Raw genomic sequence first — 22,968 nt, forward strand, 5'->3', positions numbered from 1 at the left:
CTTGGCAGGCTACGACGACGGGCGGTCGGCTGGCTGCCGCACATCAGGAGCAGCCTCCACCTCGACGAGGGTGTCGTGAAATGCAGCCGAGCCGACGTCGGGATCGTCGCCGCCAATTGCTGCATTGGTGAGCACGTTGACCGTGCGCGCATCGGCTTCGCCAGCCCACCAGCCGAAGGGCATCGTCACCAGACCGGGCTGCAGGCGGTCGGAGATGGCAGCAGTGGTGAACAGCTCGCCGCGGCCGTTGTAGACACGCACTCGCTCGCCCTCGGCGATGCCACGCGCCTCGGCATCGGCGGCGCTGATGTCGAGGCGGGGCCGGGGCGGGTCGGGCAGGTGGTGCTCGAACCCGCCGTAGTGGCTGTTGAGAAATCGCTGATGCTGCTTGAGCGACATCAGCGCCAGTGGATAGCGCTCGACGAGTTCCGGGTCGCCGCTGAGCGATTCCGCGGCGGGCCGGTAGCGCAGCTCGCCGAGCCGGATCGGCCCAAGCGAGCGGGATTGCGCCCCGGCATCTACGCCTGACGGCGGGAGAGGAACCTCCCTGTCGGCCAGCGCAGACCAGCCCGCTGGCACTGCGAGCCGTGCCCAGCCGTCGCGCTGGAGCCGTTCGTAGGTGATGCCGTCGAGCCAGGGGTGGCCGCTCGCGAGCAGGTCCCGCGCCATCTGTTCGTCGCTGTCGGCGAGGCCGGATGCGCCGAGGGCCAGCGCGCCGGCCAGTCGCCGGAAGATCTCTGTGTTCGGCAGGCATTCGCCGAGCGGCTCGATGGCCGGCAGGTTCAGCGACACGTAGAGATGGCCCCATGCGTTCATCAGGTCGAGATGCTCGATCTGGGTGGTGGTGGGCAGCACGATGTCGGCATAGCGGGCGGTGTCGGTCATGAACTGCTCGATGACCACCGCGAACAGGTCGTCGCGCCCGAGGCCCGCCAGCACCCGGTTCTGGTCGGGCGTGATAGCAGCCGGATTGCAGCCGTAGTTCACGAGCACGGTGACCGGCGGTTGCAGGGTGGCATCGGTGAGCGCCGCACCGAGAGCTGACATGTTGACGGTCCGCTGCGGCCCCGGCGGCGGCACGATGTCGGCAAATGCCGTGTCGAAGTACACCTGCGTGGAGCGCATGTACTCCGAACCCGACACAACCGCCAAGGCGGCCACGGCGCGGTGAATGTCCTGGCCGTGCTCACGATGTTCCATGCCGATGAGCGCACGCAGCACAGCGGGTTGCTGTTGCGCGATGCGATGGGCCAGCGAGATGATGTCGGCTTCAGCGAGACCGGTGATCGAGGCCGCGCTCTCAAGGCCCAGGGCCTCGGCTTCGGCACGCAATTCGGCCCAGCCCGAAGCGGCGGCGCTCACACGCTCCTCGTCGATGAGACCGTCCCGGTCCAGCACGCCGATGATGCCCAGCACGAGCGCGACATCGGTGCCGGGGCGCGGCTGGATGTGCCAGTCGGAGCGTTGAGCGGTCATCGTGGAGACCGGGTCGACGACGATGACGCTGGCGCCGTTGCCATGAGCCTGCTCCACATACGGCCACAGGTGGCGGTTGGTGAGCAGCGTGTTGGTGCCCCACAGCACGATGGTGCGGGCGCTCGCGATCTCGGTGGGATCTGTGCCGAGCGGCACGCCGAGCACGTCGGCAGCCCCGTGCCAGGCGGTCACGCCGCAGATGTGCCGGTTCAGCTGCGTGGCCCCGAGCGCTGCGAAGAACCGATCGGCCAGCACGCCCTTCTGCACGAGCCCTTGGGTGCCGTCGAGCGAGTACGGCAGCACCGTCTCGCCACCATGCTGCGCGACGGCGGTGCCGATCCGGTCGGCGATCTCGGTGATCGCGGCATCCCAGTCGACCGGCTCGAACCGGCCCTCGCCCTTGGGTCCGACGCGTCGTAGGGGCCGCAGCAGCCGGTCCGGGTGATACACCCGATCGAGGAACGGGTTCACCTTGGGGCAGAGCTGCCCGTCAGTGAACGGATGGCTGGGGTCGCCACGCAGGTTCACGGCCACGCCGTCGCGCACCGTGACCTCCCAAGCGCACGTATCGGGACAGTCGTGATGGCACGCCCCGCGCACGACCGATGTTGCAGCGTTCATCGCAGCATTCATCGACTGGAAATTCCCCGCAGCGTCTCGGGCATCGCCCCTAGCATGGCGCACCGGAACCCGCCCGCCCGCATCGAATTCCGGGCTCAGCGTCAACGAGGCCAGGGCCCCATGTCGCAGACGACGTTCACAGCGGCACCCGCCGCTCCGCCCCTTGGCGAGCCCACGCGCCTGTTTAGCGTTCCGTTCCTGATCCTGAACTTGAGCGCCTTCTGCTCGGCTGTCTCGTTCTCGACACTGCTGCCGCTGATCTCTCTGCTCGTAGTCGAACAGACCGGCGGCGGGGACGTGGCTGTCGGCTTTGCGATCAGCGTGTTCGCTGTCACTGCGATTGCCGCTCGGCCGACCATCGGCATCCTCGGCGACCAGAAGGGTCGACGGTTCCTGGTGGTGTCGGGCTGCCTGCTCACCGCCCTCACGACCTATGGCCACGTGTGGGCAGACACCTATGCCGTGATCCTGCTGATGCGCTTGCTGATCGGGGCATTCCAAGGGGCCTTCTTCGTCGGCAGCGCAGCGATGGTGAGCGACTTGGCACCGGAGCACCGGCGAGGGGAGGCCCTGAGCTGGTTCTCGGTATCGATCTACGGCGGCATGGCGATCGGCCCAGGCGTCGGGGAGGCTGCGCGAGCGTGGGGCGACGCCTCCACAGCGCTCGACGGCTTCGATGTGGCGTTCGTCGTGTCGGGCACGCTGATGCTGGCTGCCACGGCCATCGGGATGCTGTTGCCCCGGGAGGAATCGCTGTTGATTCCGGGCCCGGCTCCAACTCCGGCGCCGAGCGGCCAGGCAATCTCGTCAGATTCCAGCGGGACGACCTTCGGTGCCCGTCAACTGCCGAGCATCGCTCAGCCCACGGTGTTCGAGGTGAGGAGTGCCGACGAGCCTCCGGGCCCAGCGAGCGTCGCCGCGTCCGGTGACCTGGGGGCCACCGTCATGAGCCGGTTGTTCTACCGGCACGCCGTCTGGCCCGGAGTGATCCTGGCGATGGGAATCATCATCTTCCCGGCGTTGCAGGGCTTCCTGCCGAAACTGGCGGCCGAGACGGATCTCGGCGATTACGGGACGGTTTTCTTCCTGTACGGGATGCTCGTGCTGGTTCTGAGAGTCCTCGGCCGCAAGCTCCCGGACCGGCTCGGAACCACCAAGACTGCGACGGTGGCGCTGTTCGGGGCGGCGCTCGGCATGGTCATCATGGGCACCTTCGTGACGCCGTTCGGGCTGTATGCGGGAACCGTGGTGCTGGCATTGGGAGGATCACTGCTCTATCCGGCGCTCATGGTCGCCGCAGTAGACGGCGTGCCGCCCAACGAACGTGCGCGAGCCGTCAGCACCTTCACGATGTTCTTCGAGCTCTCTGCGGGAATCGGCGGGCCGATCCTGGGCGTCTCGGCGTGGCTCGTCGGTGCCACAGTCGGCGCTTTCTATGCGTCGGCGGTGTGCTCACTCATCGGCATCGTGCTGCTGTGGATCTGGCAACGGGGCATTTCTCGGGCCGGCCCGTAGCAGTACGCTGCCGGATCCTCTCAGGAGCGTGATGTCCATGCGAAGCGTGAGACGTTGGTCGGGATTGCTGTGCGCGGTTGCTGTTGTCGCGATTGCCGGGTGCTCTGGGTCGGCGCCGACCATGGGCGAGGCGCCGCAGCGAGAGCTTCAGGACTACACACAGCAGTTGGTCAGCGACGCTGTCGACTACTTCGACGAGCACGGCCTCGACGCCACGATCGAGCACTACAACGACCCCGGCCGCGCCGACGGCCCTTGGTATGTCTTCGTTCTCGAGGACCGTGACGGTGCGATATATACGGTCGCCAACCCCGCACGGCCCGACTTGGTGGGCACTACCCGCGATCGCATCGACTCCACGGGCTACGACTACGGCGAGGCATTCGCTGCGGTGACCGAGGGCAGCGGCGGCGCTTGGGTGAGCTACATCTTCACCCATCCGGTAACCGGTGCGGACGCACCGAAGCACTCGTGGGTGGTGCGCCGCGGCGATGTGCTGCTCGGCGCTGGCTGGTACGAATAGCCACCGCTCATTCCAGACCAGCCCCGGTCACGAGCAGTCAGCGTCGTGAGCGGGCGCACGCTGCGCACGACAGCCAGCAGCGACGATCAGCGGAACGAGTCCTAGCCGGTGCCGAGCAGGATCATGGTGGCGACGTAGATGCCCAGCAGCACGACGCCGTCGATGCGCCCGGCGCGCTTGCCCACCAGGGCACCCAGGTAGGCCAGCACGACCACGGCCATCATCGCCCCGGTGCCCAGGCCCGTCAGCGAGGGATCGTCGATGGCGCCGGCGCCCACGAGCCCCATTGCCCCGCCTACGGCGAGACTGTTGAAGACGTTGGAACCGAACAGGTTGCCCACGATTAGCTCGGTATGGCCCTTGCGAGCCGCCGCCACGACGGTGGCCACCTCCGGCAGGGACGTGCCGAGTGCCACGATCGAGAAGCCGATGAACCCGCCGCTCAGGTTCCAATGCTTGGCAAGGGCAATGGCGCCCTCCACAGCGAGTTGGGCACCGATGATCACCCCGCACAGGCCCAGGACCGCCCGCACCAGATTGCGCCACGCGGCCCCGGCATCGCGTGCCGTCGAGCCGGGAGCGCCATCCGCATCGGGCAGTCGCTCGTCGTCACGCGACGTGCGGATGAGCCACACCAGCGTGATCGCCATCAGCGCTGCCAGCAGCCCGCCTTCGAGCCGGCTGAGGTAGTCGTCCATCACGAGCACCGCGAAAATGGCGGCGGTCGCCACCGACCACGGGACGTCCCTTCGCAGCGCGGTGCGGGAGAACGGGATCGGCATCAGCAGCGCCGCCACGCCGAGGCCGAGACTCAGGTTCGCGACGTTCGAACCCACGATGTTGCCCACGCCCAGCGCCGGGTTGTCGTTGATCGACGCCAGCGCCGACACGACCATCTCTGGGGCAGAGGTCCCGAATCCCAAGACCACTGCGCCGATCACGGCCGGTCGCATGCGCAGCGCCGTCGCCAGGCGTGATGCACCCGCCACGAAGTGGTCTCCGGCAACCACCAGCAGGACCAATCCCGCCAGCAGCGCCAGCAGTGCCCAGATCATCGCTGAGACCGTTCTGGCACGCCGGGTGTCGTCATCCGGCCGCTAGTGGTTGTGGCGCGGTGTGCCGTGCGTGCGCGAGGTGTCCCGGTACTTCACTGCCGGGCGCAGCACCATGCCTTCGTCGAACTGGCTGACGATCCCTCGTTGGATCTCCTGCCACGGGGTGTGCGACGGCGGCACCGGGTAACCGCCGGCGTCGTCCAACTCGGCGCGGCGCCGGGCCAGCTCGTCGTCATCCACCAGCATGTCGGCGCTGCCGCGCCGCAAGTCGATCCGGACGCGGTCGCCAGTGCGCAGCAGCGCCAGACCGCCGCCGACGGCGGCTTCGGGCGCGGCGTTCAGGATCGACGGCGAGCCTGACGTACCGGACTGGCGACCGTCGCCGATGCACGGCAGCGAGTGGACGCCGCGCACCAGCAGTGCCGCAGGCGGCTGCATGTTGACGACCTCAGCGCCGCCCGGGTAGCCGACCGGGCCGGTCCCGCGCACGAACAGCATGCAGTGCTCGTCGATCCCGAGTTCGGGATTGTCGATGTTGGCCCGATAGTCCTCCGGCCCGTCGAAGACGATGGCGCGGCCCTCGAAGGCGTCGGGATCGTCGGGGTTCGACAGGTAGCGCTGGCGGAACTCGTCGGAGATGACGCTGGTCTTCATGATGGCGCTGTCGAAGAGATTGCCCGACAGGTTGATGAAGCCAGCGTCGGCAAGGAGCGGCTCGCCGGCAGCACGGATCACGTCGGTGTCCATGATCTGGGCGTCAGCGCAGTTCTCGCCGATGCTGCGACCGTTGGCGGTCAGCGCCTCGGGGTGAGGCAGCAGCCCGGCACGCATCAGCTCGCCAACTACCGCGGGCACACCGCCGGCGTGGTGATAGTCCTCGCCGAGGTACTCCCCGGCAGGCATGAGATTCACCAGCAGCGGCACTGCGAAGCCGTGCTTCTGCCAGTCGTCGTTGTCGAGCGGCACCCCGAGGTGAGCGGCGATCGCATTGAGGTGGATCGGGGCGTTGGTGGACCCGCCGATGGCGGAGTTCACCACGATGGCGTTCTCGAAGGCCTCGCGGGTCATGATGTCCGCCGGTCGAAGGTCTTCGCGCACCATCTCGACGATGCGCAGACCAGTCCGGTACGCCATCTGCGCCCGCTCGCGGTACGGGGCAGGGATCGCCGCGGAGCCCGGCAGCTGCATGCCCAGCGTCTCGGCGAGCGAGTTCATGGTGGTGGCGGTGCCCATCGTGGAGCAGTAGCCGACCGACGGCGCCGAGGACGCCACCAGATCGATGAACCCGGTGTCGTCGATCTCGCCGGCCGCGTAGAGCTCCCGCGCCTTCCACACGACTGTGCCCGAGCCGGTGCGGCGCCCCTCGTGCCAGCCGTTCAGCATCGGCCCGACCGACAGTGCGATGGCCGGCAGGTTCACGGTTGCGGCTGCCATCAGGCACGCCGGCGTGGTCTTGTCGCAGCCGATCGTGAGCACCACGCCGTCGAGCGGATAGCCCTGCAGCACTTCGACGAGGCCCAGGTAGGCCAGGTTGCGGTCGAGCGAGGCTGTCGGCCGTTTGCCGGTCTCCTGGATGGGATGCACGCCGAACTCGAACGCGATGCCGCCCGCCTCGCGGATGCCCTCGCGCACCCGCTTGGCCAGCTCGAGGTGGTGCCGGTTGCACGGCGACAGGTCTGAGCCGGTCTGGGCGATGCCGATAATCGGCTTGCCCGACTGAAGTTCTTCGCGAGTCAATCCATAGTTGGCGTAGCGCTCGAGGTACAGCGCCGACATGAGCGGATCGCCCTCGATGTCGAACCAGGCTGCGGAGCGCAGGCCGCCGCGCCCGATGCCGGGATCGGGCCCGCTGGGATGAATCGAACGAGGTTCGGAAGTCGGAGATGCATCTGGTTCGGGAGCCACCGGGCCACACTACGCGTCGCTCGTGAAGGCAACGGAGTCGCCAACCCGTGACGGCGACGGACGGGCCGAACGCAGCCGTGATCGGCGCACAGGGCCAGAACTAGTGTGAGGCGCGCTGGAGCCGTGCCACGAGGGGGTTCGCATGGATCCGAGTCCAGAGACACTGCTGGATCTGCACCGGCGCATGGTGCGGATCCGCCACTTCGAGGAAGCCGCCGGCCGGCTCGCGGAGCAGAACCGGCTGCCCGGGTTCCTGCACCTGTACGTGGGGGAGGAGGCCGTGGCCGCCGGGGTGTGCGCCAACCTCGACGATGACGACCAGATCAGCTCGACCCACCGAGGGCACGGGCACCTGGTGGCCAAGGGAGGCGACTACGGCGGGATGATGGCCGAGCTGATGGGCAAGGCCACCGGCTACTGCGGGGGCAAGGGCGGCTCCATGCACATCTGCGATCTCGACCTGGGCATGCTCGGTGCGAACGGCATCGTGGGCGGCGGCGTGCCGATCGCCGTAGGCGCCGGGTTCGCGAACAAGTACCGGGGAAGCGACCGGGTCTCGGTGGTGTTCTTCGGCGACGGCGCCTCGAACATCGGCGCATTCCATGAGGCTGCCAACATGGCGGCTGCGCTGTCGCTGCCGGTGCTGTTCGTGTGCGAGAACAACGAGTACGGCGAGTTCACGCCTCGTGACCGCACGATGGCCATCACCGATGTGGTGGATCGCGCCGCCGGCTACGGCATGCCCGGGGCGATCGTCGACGGCATGGACGTGGTCGCCGTATGGGAAGCCGCACACGAGGCAGTCAGTCGGGCCCGCCGGGGCGAAGGACCCTCGTTCATCGAGGCCAAGACCTACCGCTTCTACAACCATCACGGCGTGCAGACCCTCGGCATGAAATACCGGTCCGACGACGAGCTCGAACAGTGGAAGCAGCGAGACCCGATCGAGCTGTTCGAGGACCGGCTGGCAACCGCCGGCGTGCTCGACGCCGACGGCGCCCAAGCAGTGCACGCCGCTGCAGAAGCAGACATCGAAGCTGCGATCGCCTTTGCCGAGGAGAGCCCGCTGCCCGATCCCGACAGCCTGCTGGTCGACGTCTACACGCAGGCCGCGTACTCAGGAGCCACCGCATGACACCCCCAACCGACACCGATGAGCGCCGCATCGCCTATGGAGCTGCCTTCACCGAGGGGCTGGCGCAGATGATGGACGCCGATTCGAACGTGTTCGTGGCCGGCGAGGACGTCGGCCGAGCCGGGGGAGTGTTCGGCTCGTTCCGCGGGCTGAACGAGCGCTTCGGCGACATGCGAGTCGTGGACACGCCGATCAGCGAGCAGGCCATCGTGGGCCTCGGCACCGGCGCAGCAGTGAGCGGCCTTCGCCCGGTCGTCGACGTGATGTTCATGGACTTCATGCTCGTGGCCATGGACCAGATCGTGAACCAGGCGGCAAAGCTGAAGTACATGTTCGGCGGCAAGGCCACGTTGCCGATGACGATCACCACGAGCGCTGGGGCCGGGCTGTCAGCGGCGGCTCAGCACAGCCAGAGCCTCGAAGCGATGCTGTGCCACATCCCGGGACTCAAGGTGGTGATGCCGTCGAATCCGTACGACGCGAAGGGTCTGCTTGTCTCGTGCATTCGCGACGACAACCCCACGGTGTTCGTGAAGCACAAGCGCCTGCTGGGACTGAAGGGCGAGGTTCCCGAAGATCTTTACGAGATCCCCCTGGGAACGGCGAGCACCGTGCGATCAGGCGACGACGTGACGGTGGTGACCTACGGCCGGATGGTGCACGAGGCCACATCGGCGGCAGATGCGCTGGCCGCGGAAGGCATCGAGTGCGACGTCATCGATCTGCGCACCCTCCAGCCGCTGGACATGGACACCGTGATCCAGTCGGCACAGCGGACCAGCCGGGTCGCCGTGGTGCACGAGGCCGTCCGGTTCGGCGGCCTCGGCGGCGAGATCGCTTCGCAGATCGCCGAGGAGGCGTTCGACTACCTGGATGCTCCGATCGAGCGCGTCGGCGCACCATTCAGCCCGGTGCCGTTCAGCCCCGTGCTCGAGAAGGAATGGGTTCCCAACGCCGAGATGATCAGCGAGCGGATCCGGGCACTCGCGGCGGCGTGAGCCAAGCTGCCGACTCGGCGGCCGGCCCAGCAGTCGGAATCGTCGCGAACCCGCTGGCCGGCAAAGACGTCAGGCGGCTGACTTCGGGGGCGACCCCCGTGTCGGACGCCGTCAAGATCGGCGCGATACGGCGCGCCGTGGTGGGTGCGATCGAGGGCGGCGCCGAACGTGTGCTGATCAGCGGCGACCGGGCACGGTTGGGGGAACGTGCGCTGGCGGGGTTGGAGGTGCCGGGATCGGTGGAGGTCGCCGAACCGCATGGCTGGCACACCGGGCGTGACTCGCAGTTGGCCGCCGCGCAGTTTCGTGACGAAGGCGTGGGGGCGATCGTTGCGCTCGGCGGTGATGGCACCCAGCGTGATGTCGTAACGGGGTGGCGCGAAGCACCGCTGGTGCCGCTGGCTGTCGGCACCAACAACGTGTTTCCAATCCCGACTGAGGCCACCGTCGCCGGTTTCGCTGCGGGAGCCGTGGCGAGCGGCCATGCCGATGCGGCCGAGGTGACGTGGCAGGCGAAGATCATCGACATCACGGCGGAGGGAAGCCAGCGCGCGGAGGTGGCGCTCGTTGACGTGTGCCTCGTGAGGAGCGCGTTCGTGGGAGCACGCGCCATTTGGGATCTGGGGTCGGTGAGCGAGATCGTGGCTGCCATTGCCGAGCCGGATTCGGTCGGACTCGCCGCCGTCGCTGCCGCCGTTGCACCTGTGGGCAGGAAGGAACCCGGCGGGATCCATGTCGGCTTGGGGTGCGCGTCCGGGAATGCACGGGATCTACAGAGCTACAGACACATCCGAGCAGCTGTGATGCCCGGCACCTACTCAGACATCGACGTCGCACACTGCGAGCAGCTGCGCTTCGGCCAGCCGGTCACCCTGTCGGGTCCCGGCGTGCTGACGCTGGACGGAGAACGCGAGATCGTGCTGGGTCGGGGCGAGAGGGCGGATATCACCGTCAATCCGGATGGTCCGTACGTGATCGACGTGGGTGCGGCGGTTGCGGCAGCACAGCGACGGCGCTACCCCTTCGGCCCTGCGGTTGCGGGCCGCTGAGCAAAGGGACGCCGATGGCCATCGAGTTTGCAATGCCGAAGCTGGGCCTGACGATGGAGTCGGGGACGATCCTGCGTTGGCTCGTGCCTGACGGTGCCGATGTCACCGCAGGACAGGCAGTGCTGCTGGTGGAAACCGACAAGGTCGAGACCGAGATCGAGGCCTCGGGCAGCGGTGTACTTGCTCAAACCGGTGAGATCGGCGTGGAATACCCCTGCGGTGTGCGGATCGGCTGGTTTCTGGAAGCCGGCGAGGAGCTTCCGGCGCCCGCCGATGCAGCGCCAGCCGCGGCGCAGATGCAGGCGGCGGCCGTCCCCGCATCCCAGCCTTCCCCGCAAGCTGTCCCCACAGCGCCTGTGCGTGCACCCGGCGAGCGGATCCTGGCGTCGCCGGCGGCCAAGCGGCTGGCCCGAGAGCTGGGGGTTGAGATCGCAACGTTGGCCGGAAGCGGGCCCAAGGGCCGCATCACCGAGCGCGATGTGCGAGCGGCGAACGAGGCTCTGGCCACAGCGCCTGCGGCCGGGCCGGCCGGCATCGCGGGATCCGCGGCACCTGAGCCAGGCGCGCCGGCGCAGCCGCCGGCGACGTTCGCAGCTCGCCAACTTGCCGATCTGCTCGGCGTCGATCTCCGCCGCGTGCCCGCCAGTGCTGGAGACGGGCGCATCTCGCGTGCCGATGTGGCTGCGCATGTCCGCACCTTGCTGGCTGATCTCAGCTCACGATCCGCCGATGAAGGTTCAGCTGCGCCGCCCCTGTCGCAGGCCCCGACCGAACAGATTCCCCTGCGGGGGATGCGGGGCGTGATCGCCGAGCGCATGAGCGCTTCGCTCCGCTCGATGGCCCAGCTGACGCTCACGATGGATGTCGACATGAGCGCCGTGGTAGCAGAGCGGGCTGACCTCGTCGAAGCTGCTCGTGGCGATGACGCCGACGAGCGTGACGGGGACGCAGATGCTGTCGTAGCGGTGGTGCCGGGCTACACGGATTATGTGATCGCTGCGGCGGCGGCTGCGCTCGGTAGGCACCCTCGGGTGAATTCTCAGGTCACCGACGATGCGGTGGCGCTCTTGGGCGACATCCACGTCGGGCTTGCTGTCGCGCTTGACGATGGGTTGCTCGTGCCGGTTGTCCGCCACGCCGACCGGCTCAGTCTCGATGAGATCGCTTCGGAGACCACGCGCCTCGCCACTGGGGCTCGCGACGGCACACTCGGATACGACGACTACCAAGGCGCCACGTTCACCGTGACTGCCCTGGGCATGTTCGGCGTCGATGCATTCACGCCGATCATCAACTCGCCCAACACGGCGATCCTGGGCGTGGGTCGCATCCGCAACGAAACCGTGTGGGCAGATGCCGCGCCTGAGCCTCGGCCCGTCCTGACCCTCTCACTGACCTGGGACCATCGAGCCTTCGACGGCGCCCCGGCAGCACGGTTCGCCGGCTCGGTACGAGACTTGCTCGAATCCCGCTAGCCGTCGATGTAGCTGCGCTTCGCGACCTCTTCGAGCATGACCTCGGTGGCACCGCCGCCGATCGGCAGGATGCGTGCGTCGCGGCACATCCGCTCGATGGTCGACTCGCGCATGTAGCCGATGCCGCCGTGGAACTGCATGCAGTCGTACATCACCTGATTCACGACTTCGGCGCCGAATGCCTTGACGCCGGACATCTCCTTGGTGGCATCGATGCCCTGCTCCTTGAGCCATGCGGCGTGGTACATCGAGGCGCGCGCTGCGTCGACCTTGGCCTGATTCATCGCCATGCGCTGGCGGATGGCCCCCAAGTCGTAGAGCGAACCGCCGAAGGCCTTGCGTTGCTGGGTGTACGCGTTGGTCAGATCGATAGCGACCTGCGCCGCGCCGATGCCCATCCCCACGATGACCATCCGCTCATTCTGGAAATTCTGCATGGCGGCGTAGAAGCCCCGGTGCACCTCGCCGAGCAGGTGATCGCTCCCCAGCCACACATCGTGCAGCACGAGCTCGGCAGTGTCCGAGCAGCGCCAGCCGTGCTTGTCGAGCTTGTTGGCCACCTCGAACCCGTCCGCGTTGGTCGGCACCAGGAACATGGAGATCCCGTAGCGGTCATCGGGGTTCGTGCGCGCCGCCAGTGCGACGATGTCGCCGTACACGGCACCGGTGATGAACGTCTTGGTGCCGTTGAGACGCCACCCATCGCCGTCGGGCACCGCGGTTGTGCGCAATCCCGCCACATCGGATCCTGCGTCAGGCTCGGTGACGCCGATGCACATCATGGTGTCCCCGGACTGGATCGACGGCAGCCAGCGCTCAAGCTGTTCATCAGTGCCTGCATTGAGCAGGTGTGGCAACGCCATGTCGGTGTGCACCAAGATGTTCGCCTCAAAGCCTGCGTAGGTGGAGGTGCCAAGCGCTTCGGCGAACGTCGCTGAGGCAAGAGGGCCGAGGCCGAGCCCGCCCCACCGCTCGGGCACCCGCAGCGAGAACATCTCCAGTTCGCCCATGCGCTTGTAGATCTCGCGGGGCACCTGGCCGTCTTCCTCCCAGGCATCGCCGACTGGTGTGACCTCATTGGCGACGAAAGCGACCGTCTGGTCATAGATCGCCTGCAGCTCGTCGGTCATGTAGTCGTTGCGGTGGACGGTGTTGCTCACTGGTTGCCTCCGGGCGGGGGGGGTTACGCAGCCGGAGCTGAGCCTTGCTGAACCAATTCGGCGAGCGGGTCGCCGCGGCGGAACCGCTCAAGCAGCACGTCGGCGTCGAAGAGCACTCCGATGGGGTTCTCCGCGAAGACCGGTCCGTTCATGAACTCGATGCACTCGGCCATCGTCGCGAAGTTCTCGACCTGGAACTCCACCCCGTTGCCATCGGGATCGGCGTAGTACATGGAGGTGGTCGGCCCGTGATTGATGGTGCGCACCGGCAGGATGCCCTCCGCACGCAGACGCTCGTAGTGGTCCATGAGGTCGCCGAACGTGCCCATGGTGTAGGCGATGTGCTCGAGGGTGCCGTTGCGCGACTCGTATCGACCCGGCTGGCCCCGGTTGACGAAGGCCATGCGGTGATGCTCATCGTCATAGGAGATGAAGCAGATGAACTCGTTCTCGTGGACCACCTGCGCCCCCAGCACGGTGCACCACCAATCGCGCACCGCTGCGATGTCGTCAGTGCGAAATACGCAATGGGCCATCTTGGTTGGCAGGCGGACTTGGGGACCGTTGGCGTTCGGCACGAGCAACCCCTCTAGGAAAAGCTGTCCGGTACGGCCGCCAGCAACGAACACGGCGGCTCGGCCTCAACAGTATCGGGCCTGCCTCGATGTGCTTCGAGGCGGCGCAGGCAGTCATGAGGCGTGGTGCTGTGTGCGTGACAGAATCGGCGCTCGTGCAGAGGGTCATCGCGTTGGACATGGAGGGCGTCTTGACGCCCGAGATCTGGATAGCGGTGGCCCAACGCACCGGCATCGACGAGCTGAGACGTACGACCCGTGACGAGCCGGACTACGACGCGCTGATGCGGTACCGGATCGATGTGCTCAACACGCACGGCGTGTCGCTCGAGCAGATCCGCGACGTGATTGCTGAGCTGCCCCTGCTGGAGGGAGCGCGGGAGTTTCTCGACGAGCTCCGGCAGCGCTGGGTCGTGGTGCTGCTGTCGGACACGTTCGAGCAATTCGACGATCACTTCCTGGATCTGATGGGCTACCCCCACCTGCTCTGCCATCGTCTTGACGTGGCCGACGGGCGCTTGGCGGGGTGGAGACGTCGAGTCGACGATGCCAAGCGGCGCGCCGTCGAGGCGTACCGCGCGCTGAACTACCACGTGACCGCCATCGGCGACTCCTACAACGATCTCACGATGCTGAGGGCGGCTGATGCGGCGAGCCTGTTCCGATGTCCCGAGGCGGTAGCCGAGGCCAATCCGGACCTGCCGTCGGTGTCCACCTACGGCGAGCTGCTGCGCTGGATCGAGAGCGTGCAGGTGCCGGCCATCCGCTGAGCCCCGGGGCTCGGGCGCCGGATACGCTGCGAGCCACATGTTCCCCACACAACGAGCAGGGACGGAGCGAAGCAATGGCGATTGAGGTCGGCGACCAGATTCCCGATGTGACACTGCGAGTACTGGACGAGGGCGGCATGCCTGCGCCCGTGCAGTCCGGCGAGATGCTGGGCAGCGGCAAGGTGGTGCTGTTCGCAGTGCCGGGCGCATTCACCCCGGGCTGCAGCAACGTCCATCTCCCGGGATACATCGAAGGTGCGTCCGAGCTTGCGGGCAAGGGTGTCGACAAGATCGTCTGCGTCTCGGTGAACGACGCGTGGACCATGAACGCCTGGGCGCAGGCGCAGGGCGCAGAGGGCATCGAGATGGCTGCTGACGGCAACGGCGACTTTGCCGAGGCCATGGGCTTGGTCATGGATGGCTCGGGCTTCGGCCTGGGTTCTCGCTCCCGGCGCTACGCGGCGGTCATCGAGGACGGCACGGTGACTGCGCTCGAGGTCGAGCCGGCAGGCGCCGTCGACGTGTCGAGCTGCGCCTCGATTCTGGGCAAGCTCTGACCAGAGGCTGAGCCGATAGGCGAAGCCGTGGCCCGAGCGGCCCGTGAAGCGACATCGGCAGTGCACATCGGCTTCGATGTCGGCGGCACGAAGATCTTCGGCGTCGCCACGGACGGTGCGGGCAAGCTGCTGCACACCGTGCGCGAGCCCACCCCGGCGGGTGCGCAGCATCTGGTCACGACGCTGGCTGGGATGGTGCGCCAACTCGCGCCCCAGCCGGGCCCGGTCTCGGTCGGTGTCGGCATGGCAGGACTCATCACCACTGACGGGCGAGTGACGATCTCTCCCAATCTGACCGGTGTGGACGGCGCAACTGTGGGCACCGATCTCAGCGCAGCGCTGGACATGCCGATCAGCTTCGATAACGAAGTCAACTGCGCTGCACGCTGGGAGCTGGCAGACGGTGCGGCGCAAGGGATCGATCACGGCGTCATGGTGGCTGTGGGCACTGGCATCGGAGGAGCGTTCATGCTCCGCGGCGAGGTGCTGCGCGGCAGCTTGGGCCTCGCCGGCGAGCCGGGGCACATGATCGTCGAGGCGGGCGGACGCGCCTGCCCGTGCGGGAGGCGGGGCTGCTGGGAGATGTACGCGTCGGGTTCTGCGTTGGACCGGTTGGCTGGCGAGCGTCTCGGCGGCGAGGTGCGGGGTCCCGATGTCACCGCCGCAGCGCGCCATGGCGATGTCGGGGCGCTGGAGGTGCTCGGCGAGTACTCATACTGGCTGGCACTCGGCATCTCGAATCTCTGTGTCCTGACCGATCCGGAGATGGTGGTGATTGGCGGGGGCTTGAGCGAGGACTGGGATCTGATCGCCCAGCCGGTCGATGAGCACCTCACACAGCTGCTCATCGGCCGCACGGCCGAGTCGAGACCCGCGGTGGTCCGATCGAAGGCCGGCGAGCTGTCCGCAGCGCTCGGCGCCGCCCTGGGCGGTGCGAGAGAGCACAGCGCCGCCTTGGGCGGAGCGAGACAGCACAGCGCCGCCTTGGGCGGAGCGAGGGAGCACCGTGCGGCCTTGGGCGGCGTGCACACAGAAGGCGCAGTTCCAGACGGCGGTTCCGAGCCAGTGACATGAAACCGTTGCGCGCAGCGGTGCTGATGCTGTTGATCGCAGCAGCCGGCCTGCTGCCGACGCTGGCGGCGGTGCGCGCGGGGAACACAGCCGACGATGCGGCCGCACACGCGGCGTCGCTGCGCACCCCTGTGCTCGGCCCAGCCGAACCGGCTGACCCTGACGACCCCGCCGCGACTGCCCCCGGCGTCGATGTGTCGGCGTCGACGCCGCCGATGCTTCGCGCCGAGCGCGTACCCGACGCGCTGTGGCGAGCGGCACAGCAGCACCACATCGGCAATGAGATGACCGCGTTCAGTTCCGACTGGCCCGAGCCGCACTGCCTCGCGATCTGGATCGATGGCGTCGAAGTGTTCTCCAGCAATGCCGAACCGGTGATCCCCGCGTCCGTGCAGAAGCTCATCACTGCCGCAGCAGCTCTGGCCCTGGTCGATGCCGATGAGCGGCTGATCACCCAGGTGCTGACGGATGCGGAGATCGTCGACGGCGTCCTTGACGGCACCGTCTGGGTCGTCGGCGGCGGTGATCCGCTGATCATGACGCAGTCCTATGCAGATTCTCACCGGCGCCAGCCGCAGCTGCGCACTCCGATGGAACGCCTAGCCGACGACCTCGTCGCGCTCGGCATCGAAACGCTGCGGGGCAATCTCATTGCCGACGAATCTCGTTATGACACGACGCGATTTCCCGAGACGTGGCCGCAGCGGTACATCACGCAGCTCAACAGCGGCCCGCTGTCGGCCCTGAACTTGAACGACGGCATCACGGGCTTCACCACGACGCTGTCTGCGGCCGAGCACCCGGCGCGCTGGTTCGTTTCCACACTGGCAGACTTGCTGCGAGTCCGAGGTGTCTCGGTGGACGTCGAGATCGACGTGTCAGCGGCGCCGAGCGGCATGAGCGAGATCGCTCGCCTCACGTCGCCCCCGCTGGTGGAGATCATCCAGCAGATGCTGCGCGAGAGCGACAACACCACCGCGGAGATGATGCTGCGCGAGATCGGTCTGCGCAGTGCGGGGGCAGGCTCAACGCCGGCTGGCGCTGCGGCCGCCGAGCGGATCGTGTCGGACCTGTTGCCCGATCAGTCGCGGCCTGCAGTAGTGGACGGTTCGGGATTGGACCGGCAGAACATGGTGACGTGCAGCTTCCTCGCCGCGCTGCTGGATCGCTTCGGCATCGACTCTGCTTTCGGGGCGGGATTGCCGGTTGCTGCACACACGGGGACACTCTCACACCGGTTCGCCGAGCATCCCGCAGCGGGTCGGCTGCATGCGAAGACCGGCCTGCTCACCGGCGTGAATGCTCTCGCCGGGTTCATCGAGACCGACAGCGGGACGGTGACATTCGCGCAGATGCTGAACGGCGTGCCGCCCGAGGGCCGCCTCGGTCTGGAACTGCAGGAGTCATTGGCCGGACAGCTCCTGCGGTACCCCGTCGGAGACGCCGCGGCCCTGCGAGGATTGACCCGTGCCCCTGCCTGATCAGGATCCCGAGCATGCTGGGCCCGATGTCGCACGCGAGCGTGCGATGTTCCCTCTCGGATCGCCGCTGCTGCCTGGCGCTGTGCTGCCGCTGCACATCTTCGAGCCTCGGTACCGGGCCCTCGCCCGGCGCTGCACCAGCAACGATGACCCCTTCGGCGTCGTGATGATCGAGCGCGGCAGCGAGGTCGGCGGCGGCGATGTGCGCGCCGACGTAGGTTGCCTGGCCACCATTGCCCAGCACCAGGAACTGCCCGACGGACGCTGGGTGATGCTGGCCACTGGCGATCGGCGGATCAGGATCGTCGAGTGGCTGGTCGACGACCCTTACCCCCGGGCTCTGGTCTGCGATTGGCCCGACGATCCTGCAGACGTGCCCGCCCAGGAGCGCAAAGCGACCGTGGCCCGACTTCGCCGCTTGCGCGCCCGGGCGTCTGAGATCGGAGCGCTCGGAGTGACCGCGGCCGAGTCGGCAGCCATCGACGATCAGCTCGCAAGACTCGCCGTTGCGTCTGCTGGAGCATCGGCGTGGTCGTTCCAGCTTGCGTCGCTGGTGCCCGCGGGTCCGTTCGACCGCCACAGCCTGCTGTGCGCTCCCGACCCCGCCAGACGCGTAGACGTCATCGGGGAGATCCTCGACGGCGTGGAAGAACTGCTGGGCGAACGGTAGCGTCACCGTGACTGTGCCTCGACGAGACTCCGGCCTGCGCGCCGAGATTTCCGAATTGGTCGGCATGCTGCGGTCCTACATCGTCCAAGAGACGGTGGGTCCGCTGCGCGGGCTGGGCAGATATGTGCTGTTCGGGCTCATCGGCGCCATCGGCGTGAGCCTGGGAGTGATCTTCGGGGCGTTGGGGGTGGTGCGCGTCCTGCAGGCTGAAACTGACCTCTTCAACGCGAACTGGTCATTCGTTCCCCATGTGGCTGGCGCAGTGTTTCTCTTACTGGCGATTGCGCTGCTGATCCGCGCTGTCCGGCCCAGGCACACCGATGCCGCTGCGCCGGAACCGGCCGCACCACGGGCAGACGAGCATGCAGCGGAGGATGGCGATGGCTGACAGCAACCGGGGTGCCGGGACCGGATCGGGCACAGATAGCCAGCGCATCACGCCCTCGGACATCTCCGATCGTGTGCGACAGCTCGTCGGTGGAGCGGGTGACGCAGCCGAGCAGGTGTCCAGCGCCGCTGTGGCGGTAGCTGCCGCCGTTGGGACCGGCCTCGTGCTGGCCGCATTCCTGTTCGGCCGTCGCAGGGGTCGCCGACGCAGCACGCTTGTCGAAATCGTCCGGGTATAAGAAGCTGAACCCCATGGCGAAGCGGCTGAGGCGCATGCCGGCCCGAGCCACCGATGCACTGTGGCGACGGGCGCGGACCGGCAATGGGATATGGCTGGCCGCGGCGATCATGGCCAGCGGGCTGCGGTTGCTTGTTCGATGGTCCAAACGCGAGCGGGACGTGGTTTACCGCGGCGAGTTGGCGCCGGGCGAACAGCTCATGATCCGACACGTGCCACCTGACGATGACGGCATCCGCTCAGCGGCGGAGGGGGCGTGAAGCAACCCGACGAGCTGCAGGACGGCGAGCTGCAATCCGGCGAAACAGTGCTGATGGTCGACAGTCGACAGCGTCGGTACCTCGTGACGCTGCGCTCTGGCGGTGAGTTTCACACTCATGCTGGAGTCGTGCCGCACAACCAGATCATCGGCTCGCCAGAAGGCTCGGAGTTCCGCAGCGCATCGGGTGCCCGCTTCGTGGCGGTACGCCCGACGCTCGCTGATCACGTACTGAAGATGCCGCGAGGCGCGCAGGTGATCTATCCGAAGGATCTCGGTGCGATATGGATGCTGGCCGACGTTCGAGCCGGCATGGCGGTCTTCGAGACCGGTGTGGGCTCAGGTGCCCTGTCGGCGACGCTGCTCCGCTGCGGGGCCTATGTCACCGGCTACGAGCTGCGGGAGGACTTTGCTGAGCGAGCCGTCCAGAACGTGGAGAGCATTGCCGGTGCCGAAGCGCTGGATCGCTATGACGTCCAGCTCCGCGATGCCTACGAATCGGTCGATCTGCCCCGCAGCAATCCACCCCGCAGCAATCCGGCACTGGGCAATGCCGGGACCGGGGCTGCCGGGGGACTGAGTTCTTCCGAGCGCCGGTACGACCGGGCGGTGCTCGACATCCCCGAGCCTTGGCGGGTCGCGGTGCACTTGCCCGAGCGGTTGCGGCGCGGCGGGATCCTGGTGGCGTACAACCCGTCAGTGACCCAGGTGCAGCAACTGCGCCGCACGCTGGACGACGGACCATGGGCGCTCATCGAGACCATCGAGGTCATGCACCGGAGCTGGCATGTCAAGGGAGCTTCCGTGCGGCCGGATCACCGCATGGTCGCCCACACCGGCTTTCTGACGCACGCCCGATTGATCGAGGCGTGACACGAGCTTGCGTGACCCGCGCTGCCGCATCGTGGCGGCGCCATGATCGACCGATCCGACGGCTGGTGCTGCGGACGGCACGATTGCTGGGCGCTGTGCTGTTGGTCGGCACGATGGTTGCCTGCGGAGCAGATCCCGACGATTCCGGCCGGGGAAGGTCGCCGGTCGCCAGCGTCGCCTCGATCCCGAGTCCCGACGGACCAGTCTGGTTGGGTGCACCGCCCCTATCCGTGGCGGTTGATGACGGCGTACTGGCCAGCGTCGTCGCGGTGCATGCATTCGGCTGCGGACCGGTATCTCATGGCTCGGGGTTCGCCGTCGCGCCGGGATTGCTGGTCGGCTCGGCCCATGTTGTTGCCGGATCATCAAGCGTCGAGATTGCATGGAACGCGGGCGGCGGCGATGGGCTCGTCACCTCACCGGCAGACATTGTCGGGTTCGACCCGGCACGAGACCTCGTTTTGCTGCGTTCCGATGCTGCTGTGCCGCCGCTGCAAATCGAACGCGTGCGTTTCGGCAGCACCGGGGCAGTTATCGGCTACCTGCAAGGAGAGCGGCTTGAAGTGTCGCCGGCGCGTATCGAGCACCTGATACTGGCATCGGGGTTGTGGGGTGACGGAGTCGGGCGAAACGTGTACTTCCTTGCGGCCGACGTCCAGAAGGGCCAGTCCGGCGGGCCGCTGGTCGACCGGGGTGGCGTAGTCGGGGTGGCGTTCGCCACCGCGACTGGACCTGACGACGTCGGATATGCGCTCAGCCGGGGCGAACTGCTGGGCTTCCTCGGCTCGTCGGGAGTCGACGTGCGATTTGACTATCGCGGCGATGCAGTGATCCACGCACAACCGGCGAGTCTCAGCGTGACGTCCAGCGGCGACTGTCGCCTCAGATGACGAGAGACCAGAGGCTTACGCCTCGATCTGTGCTTGTCGCTTTATCTCGGCCTACGCCTCGATCTGTGCCTGTCGCTTTATTGAAGCTCACGCTTCAATAAAGATGCACTCCCCGGGGCACTCTTCGGCGGACTCGATCACGGCGTCGAGCTGCGAATCGGGAAACTCTGCGAGCCCCTCGACACCACCCGGTTCGGAGAAGATCTTGTCGCCTTCCTTCACGTAGGCAAGCCCGTCGTCGAGCAGCGTGAAGACATCGGGTGCGATCTCTTCGCAGAGCCCGTCACCGGTGCACAGATCCTGATCGATCCAGACCTTCATCGTGTAACGACCCTTCCTGTGGGGCGGCCCGAAGGGGGGAACCGAGCCACCTATGAAATCTACCGAGTCGGCGCGCGTCCTGCACGGCACTGATCGCCCCCGGCCCAGCGGCCGGACTGGCAAGCGGGCAGGCGTCGCGTCTTGCCAGCAGTGTCAGGGTAGTGTCGGCCGCGCATGGACCAGGGCGACGAGGAGTCCCAGCGCAGCAGCGCAGCCGATGCGGGCGTGCTCCGCAGCCGCATGCGCACGCTCGAGGAAGAGGTCGCGCTGCTCCGGCGCAAGCTGGCCGACACGCCGGCGCGGGTCAGCACGCTCGAAGAACGCCTGCTCGAGGCGAAGGGTCAGCTGTCGGCTGCGGTCTCGCAGAACGAGAAGCTGACCTACACCCTGCGCGAGGCGCGAGAGCACATCGCAGCCCTGCGCGAAGAGGTCGACAAGCTGACCCAGCCGCCGTCGGCCTACGGCACGTTCCTGTCCCGCAACGACGACGGCACGGCGGATGTGCACGCCAGCGGGCGCAAGATGCGCGTGGCCCTGCACCCCGACTTGGCGGAGACCGAGCTGGTCGAAGGCAGCGAGGTGGTGCTGAACGAGTCGTACAACATCGTGCTGGCCCGCGGGCCCGAGACGTCCGGCGAGGTGGTGACGCTGAACGAGGTGCTCTCCGACGGCTTCCGTGCGCTGGTCACGGGTCGCGCCGACGAGGAACGCATCGTGGAGCTCGCAGGCGACCTGCGCGACGAGCCGCTGCGGTCGGGCGACAACCTGCTGCTCGACGTGCGCTCCAACATCGTGCTCGAGCGCCTGCCACGCCCCGAAGTGGACGATCTGCTGCTCGAGGAAGTGCCAGACGTCACCTATGAAGACATAGGCGGGCTGGACACTCAGATCGAGCTCATCACCGATGCCGTGGAGCTGCCGTACCTGCACCAGGACCTGTTCCGCACCTACGACCTCCCGGCCCCGAAAGGCATCCTGCTCTACGGCCCGCCCGGGTGCGGCAAGACGCTGATCGCGAAGGCGGTCGCCAACTCGCTGGCAGCCAAGGTGGGGGAGGTCTCCGGCCAGCAGGGCGCACGCAGCTTCTTCATCAACATCAAGGGTCCCGAGCTGCTCAACAAGTACGTGGGCGAGACCGAGCGCCAGATCCGGCGCATTTTCGAGCGGGCCAGAGAGAAGGCTTCCGAGGGCTGGCCGGTGATCGTCTTCTTCGACGAGATGGAGTCGCTGTTCCGCACGCGCGGCAGCGGCATCAGCTCCGACATGGAGTCGACGGTCGTGCCCCAGCTGCTCGCGGAGATCGACGGCGTCGAGGGCCTGCGCAACGTGATCGTGATCGGCGCCTCGAACCGGGAAGACCTCATCGATCCGGCGATCCTGCGCCCTGGCCGACTCGACGTGAAGATCAAGATCAACCGTCCCGACGAGCAGGCGGCACTGTCGATCTTCAGCACGTATCTCACGCCGACGCTGCCGATCGACCCGATGGAAGTCGCCGACCTCGGAGGCGGCGATCCCCACAAGGCCGTCCGGATCATGATCGAGCGGACCGTCGACGAGATGTACCGCCCCGACGACCTCAACCGATTCCTCGAGGTCACCTACCAGAATGGCGACAAGGAAGTCATGTACTTCAAGGACTTCGCGTCGGGGGCCATGATCGAGAACATCGTGCGCCGGGCCAAGAAGAACGCCATCAAGCGGTCGCTTGCCACCGGCAGCAGCGGCATCCGGCTGGACGACCTCATGGGCTCGATCCGCCAGGAGTTCCGCGAGCACGAAGACCTGCCCAACACGACAAACCCCGACGACTGGGCGAAGATCTCCGGCAAGAAGGGCGAACGGATCGTGTTCATCCGGACGCTCGTCGATCCCGACGAGAGCGATGCGCTCGGCGGCCGAGCCATCGAACGGGTGCAGACCAGCCAGTACCTGTAGAGCACTGCACGGCCAACGGGCGCCAG

At 67.3% G+C, this 22,968-nt stretch carries 23 protein-coding genes; 17 read left to right on the plus strand and 6 right to left on the minus strand.

The genetic code is table 11. The features are described from left to right. Positions 1–9: 9 nt before the first annotated feature. Positions 10–2,097, minus strand: coding sequence for a molybdopterin-containing oxidoreductase family protein (locus tag ACOQPE_RS12965; RefSeq protein WP_420609311.1), 2,088 nt, complete (start codon positions 2,095–2,097; stop codon positions 10–12). Between the two features lie 120 nt (positions 2,098–2,217). Here ACOQPE_RS12965 and ACOQPE_RS12970 point away from each other — a divergent pair, with 120 nt between their 5' ends. Further along, entirely contained in the window at positions 2,218–3,612 is a 1,395-nt protein-coding gene (locus ACOQPE_RS12970; RefSeq protein WP_420609312.1) for an MFS transporter, read from the plus strand. A gap of 121 nt (positions 3,613–3,733) precedes the next feature. Then, positions 3,734–4,135: a cache domain-containing protein gene (locus ACOQPE_RS12975; protein ID WP_420609313.1), complete on the plus strand. Its 402-nt coding sequence runs from the start codon at positions 3,734–3,736 to the stop codon at positions 4,133–4,135. A 101-nt stretch (positions 4,136–4,236) separates the two neighbouring features. Here ACOQPE_RS12975 and ACOQPE_RS12980 read toward each other — a convergent pair whose 3' ends face one another. Then, positions 4,237–5,190, minus strand: coding sequence for a calcium/sodium antiporter (locus tag ACOQPE_RS12980; protein WP_420609314.1), 954 nt, complete (start codon positions 5,188–5,190; stop codon positions 4,237–4,239). Between the two features lie 42 nt (positions 5,191–5,232). Then, positions 5,233–7,023: an IlvD/Edd family dehydratase gene (locus ACOQPE_RS12985; protein ID WP_420611394.1), complete on the minus strand. Its 1,791-nt coding sequence runs from the start codon at positions 7,021–7,023 to the stop codon at positions 5,233–5,235. Positions 7,024–7,237: 214 nt separating this feature from the next. Between ACOQPE_RS12985 and ACOQPE_RS12990 the strand changes: the two genes are divergently transcribed. The 4 genes from ACOQPE_RS12990 to ACOQPE_RS13005 are packed head-to-tail and all read left to right on the plus strand — an operon-like array spanning position 7,238 to position 11,752. After that, entirely contained in the window at positions 7,238–8,230 is a 993-nt protein-coding gene (locus ACOQPE_RS12990) for a thiamine pyrophosphate-dependent dehydrogenase E1 component subunit alpha (RefSeq protein ID WP_420609315.1), read from the plus strand. Then, complete coding sequence (locus tag ACOQPE_RS12995; RefSeq protein ID WP_420609316.1) at positions 8,227–9,228, plus strand: alpha-ketoacid dehydrogenase subunit beta; 1,002 nt, start codon at positions 8,227–8,229, stop codon at positions 9,226–9,228. The genes ACOQPE_RS12990 and ACOQPE_RS12995 overlap by 4 nt, the downstream gene beginning before the upstream one ends. Beyond that, the gene (locus ACOQPE_RS13000; protein ID WP_420609317.1) at positions 9,225–10,277 is read left to right on the plus strand and encodes an NAD(+)/NADH kinase; all 1,053 of its coding nucleotides are present in this window, start codon (positions 9,225–9,227) and stop codon (positions 10,275–10,277) included. Before ACOQPE_RS12995 ends, ACOQPE_RS13000 begins: the two co-directional genes overlap by 4 nt. 14 nt (positions 10,278–10,291) lie before the next feature. Beyond that, the gene (locus ACOQPE_RS13005; RefSeq protein WP_420609318.1) at positions 10,292–11,752 is read left to right on the plus strand and encodes a 2-oxo acid dehydrogenase subunit E2; all 1,461 of its coding nucleotides are present in this window, start codon (positions 10,292–10,294) and stop codon (positions 11,750–11,752) included. On the opposite strand, the gene ACOQPE_RS13010 is transcribed toward ACOQPE_RS13005, so the two are convergent. After that, on the minus strand, positions 11,749–12,912 hold the full coding sequence (locus ACOQPE_RS13010) for an acyl-CoA dehydrogenase family protein (protein ID WP_420609319.1): 1,164 nt from the start codon (positions 12,910–12,912) through the stop codon (positions 11,749–11,751). The two genes, ACOQPE_RS13005 and ACOQPE_RS13010, sit on opposite strands and share 4 nt — an antisense overlap. A gap of 23 nt (positions 12,913–12,935) precedes the next feature. Then, a complete protein-coding gene (locus tag ACOQPE_RS13015; RefSeq protein ID WP_420609320.1) occupies positions 12,936–13,490 on the minus strand; it encodes a VOC family protein in 555 nt (184 codons plus the stop codon). Between the two features lie 152 nt (positions 13,491–13,642). On the opposite strand from ACOQPE_RS13015, the gene thrH reads away from it, so the two are divergent. The 10 genes from thrH (at position 13,643) to ACOQPE_RS13065 (ending at position 20,683) form a co-directional block, all read left to right on the plus strand. Further along, the gene (gene thrH, locus ACOQPE_RS13020) at positions 13,643–14,257 is read left to right on the plus strand and encodes a bifunctional phosphoserine phosphatase/homoserine phosphotransferase ThrH (RefSeq protein WP_420609321.1); all 615 of its coding nucleotides are present in this window, start codon (positions 13,643–13,645) and stop codon (positions 14,255–14,257) included. A gap of 74 nt (positions 14,258–14,331) precedes the next feature. Further along, a complete protein-coding gene (locus tag ACOQPE_RS13025; protein WP_419915582.1) occupies positions 14,332–14,814 on the plus strand; it encodes a peroxiredoxin in 483 nt (160 codons plus the stop codon). Between the two features lie 27 nt (positions 14,815–14,841). Beyond that, positions 14,842–15,888, plus strand: coding sequence for an ROK family protein (locus tag ACOQPE_RS13030; protein WP_420609322.1), 1,047 nt, complete (start codon positions 14,842–14,844; stop codon positions 15,886–15,888). After that, positions 15,885–17,366, plus strand: coding sequence for a D-alanyl-D-alanine carboxypeptidase/D-alanyl-D-alanine endopeptidase (gene dacB / locus ACOQPE_RS13035; RefSeq protein ID WP_420609323.1), 1,482 nt, complete (start codon positions 15,885–15,887; stop codon positions 17,364–17,366). The genes ACOQPE_RS13030 and dacB overlap by 4 nt, the downstream gene beginning before the upstream one ends. Continuing rightward, the gene (locus ACOQPE_RS13040; RefSeq protein WP_420609324.1) at positions 17,353–18,036 is read left to right on the plus strand and encodes an LON peptidase substrate-binding domain-containing protein; all 684 of its coding nucleotides are present in this window, start codon (positions 17,353–17,355) and stop codon (positions 18,034–18,036) included. The genes dacB and ACOQPE_RS13040 overlap by 14 nt, the downstream gene beginning before the upstream one ends. 13 nt (positions 18,037–18,049) lie before the next feature. Next, entirely contained in the window at positions 18,050–18,424 is a 375-nt protein-coding gene (locus tag ACOQPE_RS13045; RefSeq protein WP_420609325.1) for a hypothetical protein, read from the plus strand. Beyond that, entirely contained in the window at positions 18,417–18,662 is a 246-nt protein-coding gene (locus tag ACOQPE_RS13050) for a hypothetical protein (protein ID WP_420609326.1), read from the plus strand. The genes ACOQPE_RS13045 and ACOQPE_RS13050 overlap by 8 nt, the downstream gene beginning before the upstream one ends. Positions 18,663–18,675: 13 nt before the next feature. Beyond that, a complete protein-coding gene (locus ACOQPE_RS13055; protein WP_420609327.1) occupies positions 18,676–18,921 on the plus strand; it encodes a hypothetical protein in 246 nt (81 codons plus the stop codon). Further along, entirely contained in the window at positions 18,918–19,793 is an 876-nt protein-coding gene (locus ACOQPE_RS13060; RefSeq protein ID WP_420609328.1) for a tRNA (adenine-N1)-methyltransferase, read from the plus strand. The genes ACOQPE_RS13055 and ACOQPE_RS13060 overlap by 4 nt, the downstream gene beginning before the upstream one ends. Positions 19,794–19,804: 11 nt before the next feature. Continuing rightward, the gene (locus tag ACOQPE_RS13065; protein ID WP_420609329.1) at positions 19,805–20,683 is read left to right on the plus strand and encodes a trypsin-like peptidase domain-containing protein; all 879 of its coding nucleotides are present in this window, start codon (positions 19,805–19,807) and stop codon (positions 20,681–20,683) included. A gap of 87 nt (positions 20,684–20,770) precedes the next feature. On the opposite strand, the gene ACOQPE_RS13070 is transcribed toward ACOQPE_RS13065, so the two are convergent. After that, positions 20,771–21,004 carry a ferredoxin gene (locus ACOQPE_RS13070; protein WP_419853422.1) on the minus strand — a complete coding sequence of 78 codons (234 nt, stop codon included), beginning with the start codon at positions 21,002–21,004 and terminating at the stop codon, positions 20,771–20,773. Between the two features lie 174 nt (positions 21,005–21,178). On the opposite strand from ACOQPE_RS13070, the gene arc reads away from it, so the two are divergent. Further along, a complete protein-coding gene (gene arc, locus ACOQPE_RS13075; protein WP_420609330.1) occupies positions 21,179–22,942 on the plus strand; it encodes a proteasome ATPase in 1,764 nt (587 codons plus the stop codon). Positions 22,943–22,968 lie beyond the last annotated feature (26 nt).

Source organism: Candidatus Poriferisodalis sp., from assembly GCF_965219595.1.
GTDB lineage: Bacteria > Actinomycetota > Acidimicrobiia > Acidimicrobiales > Poriferisodalaceae > Poriferisodalis.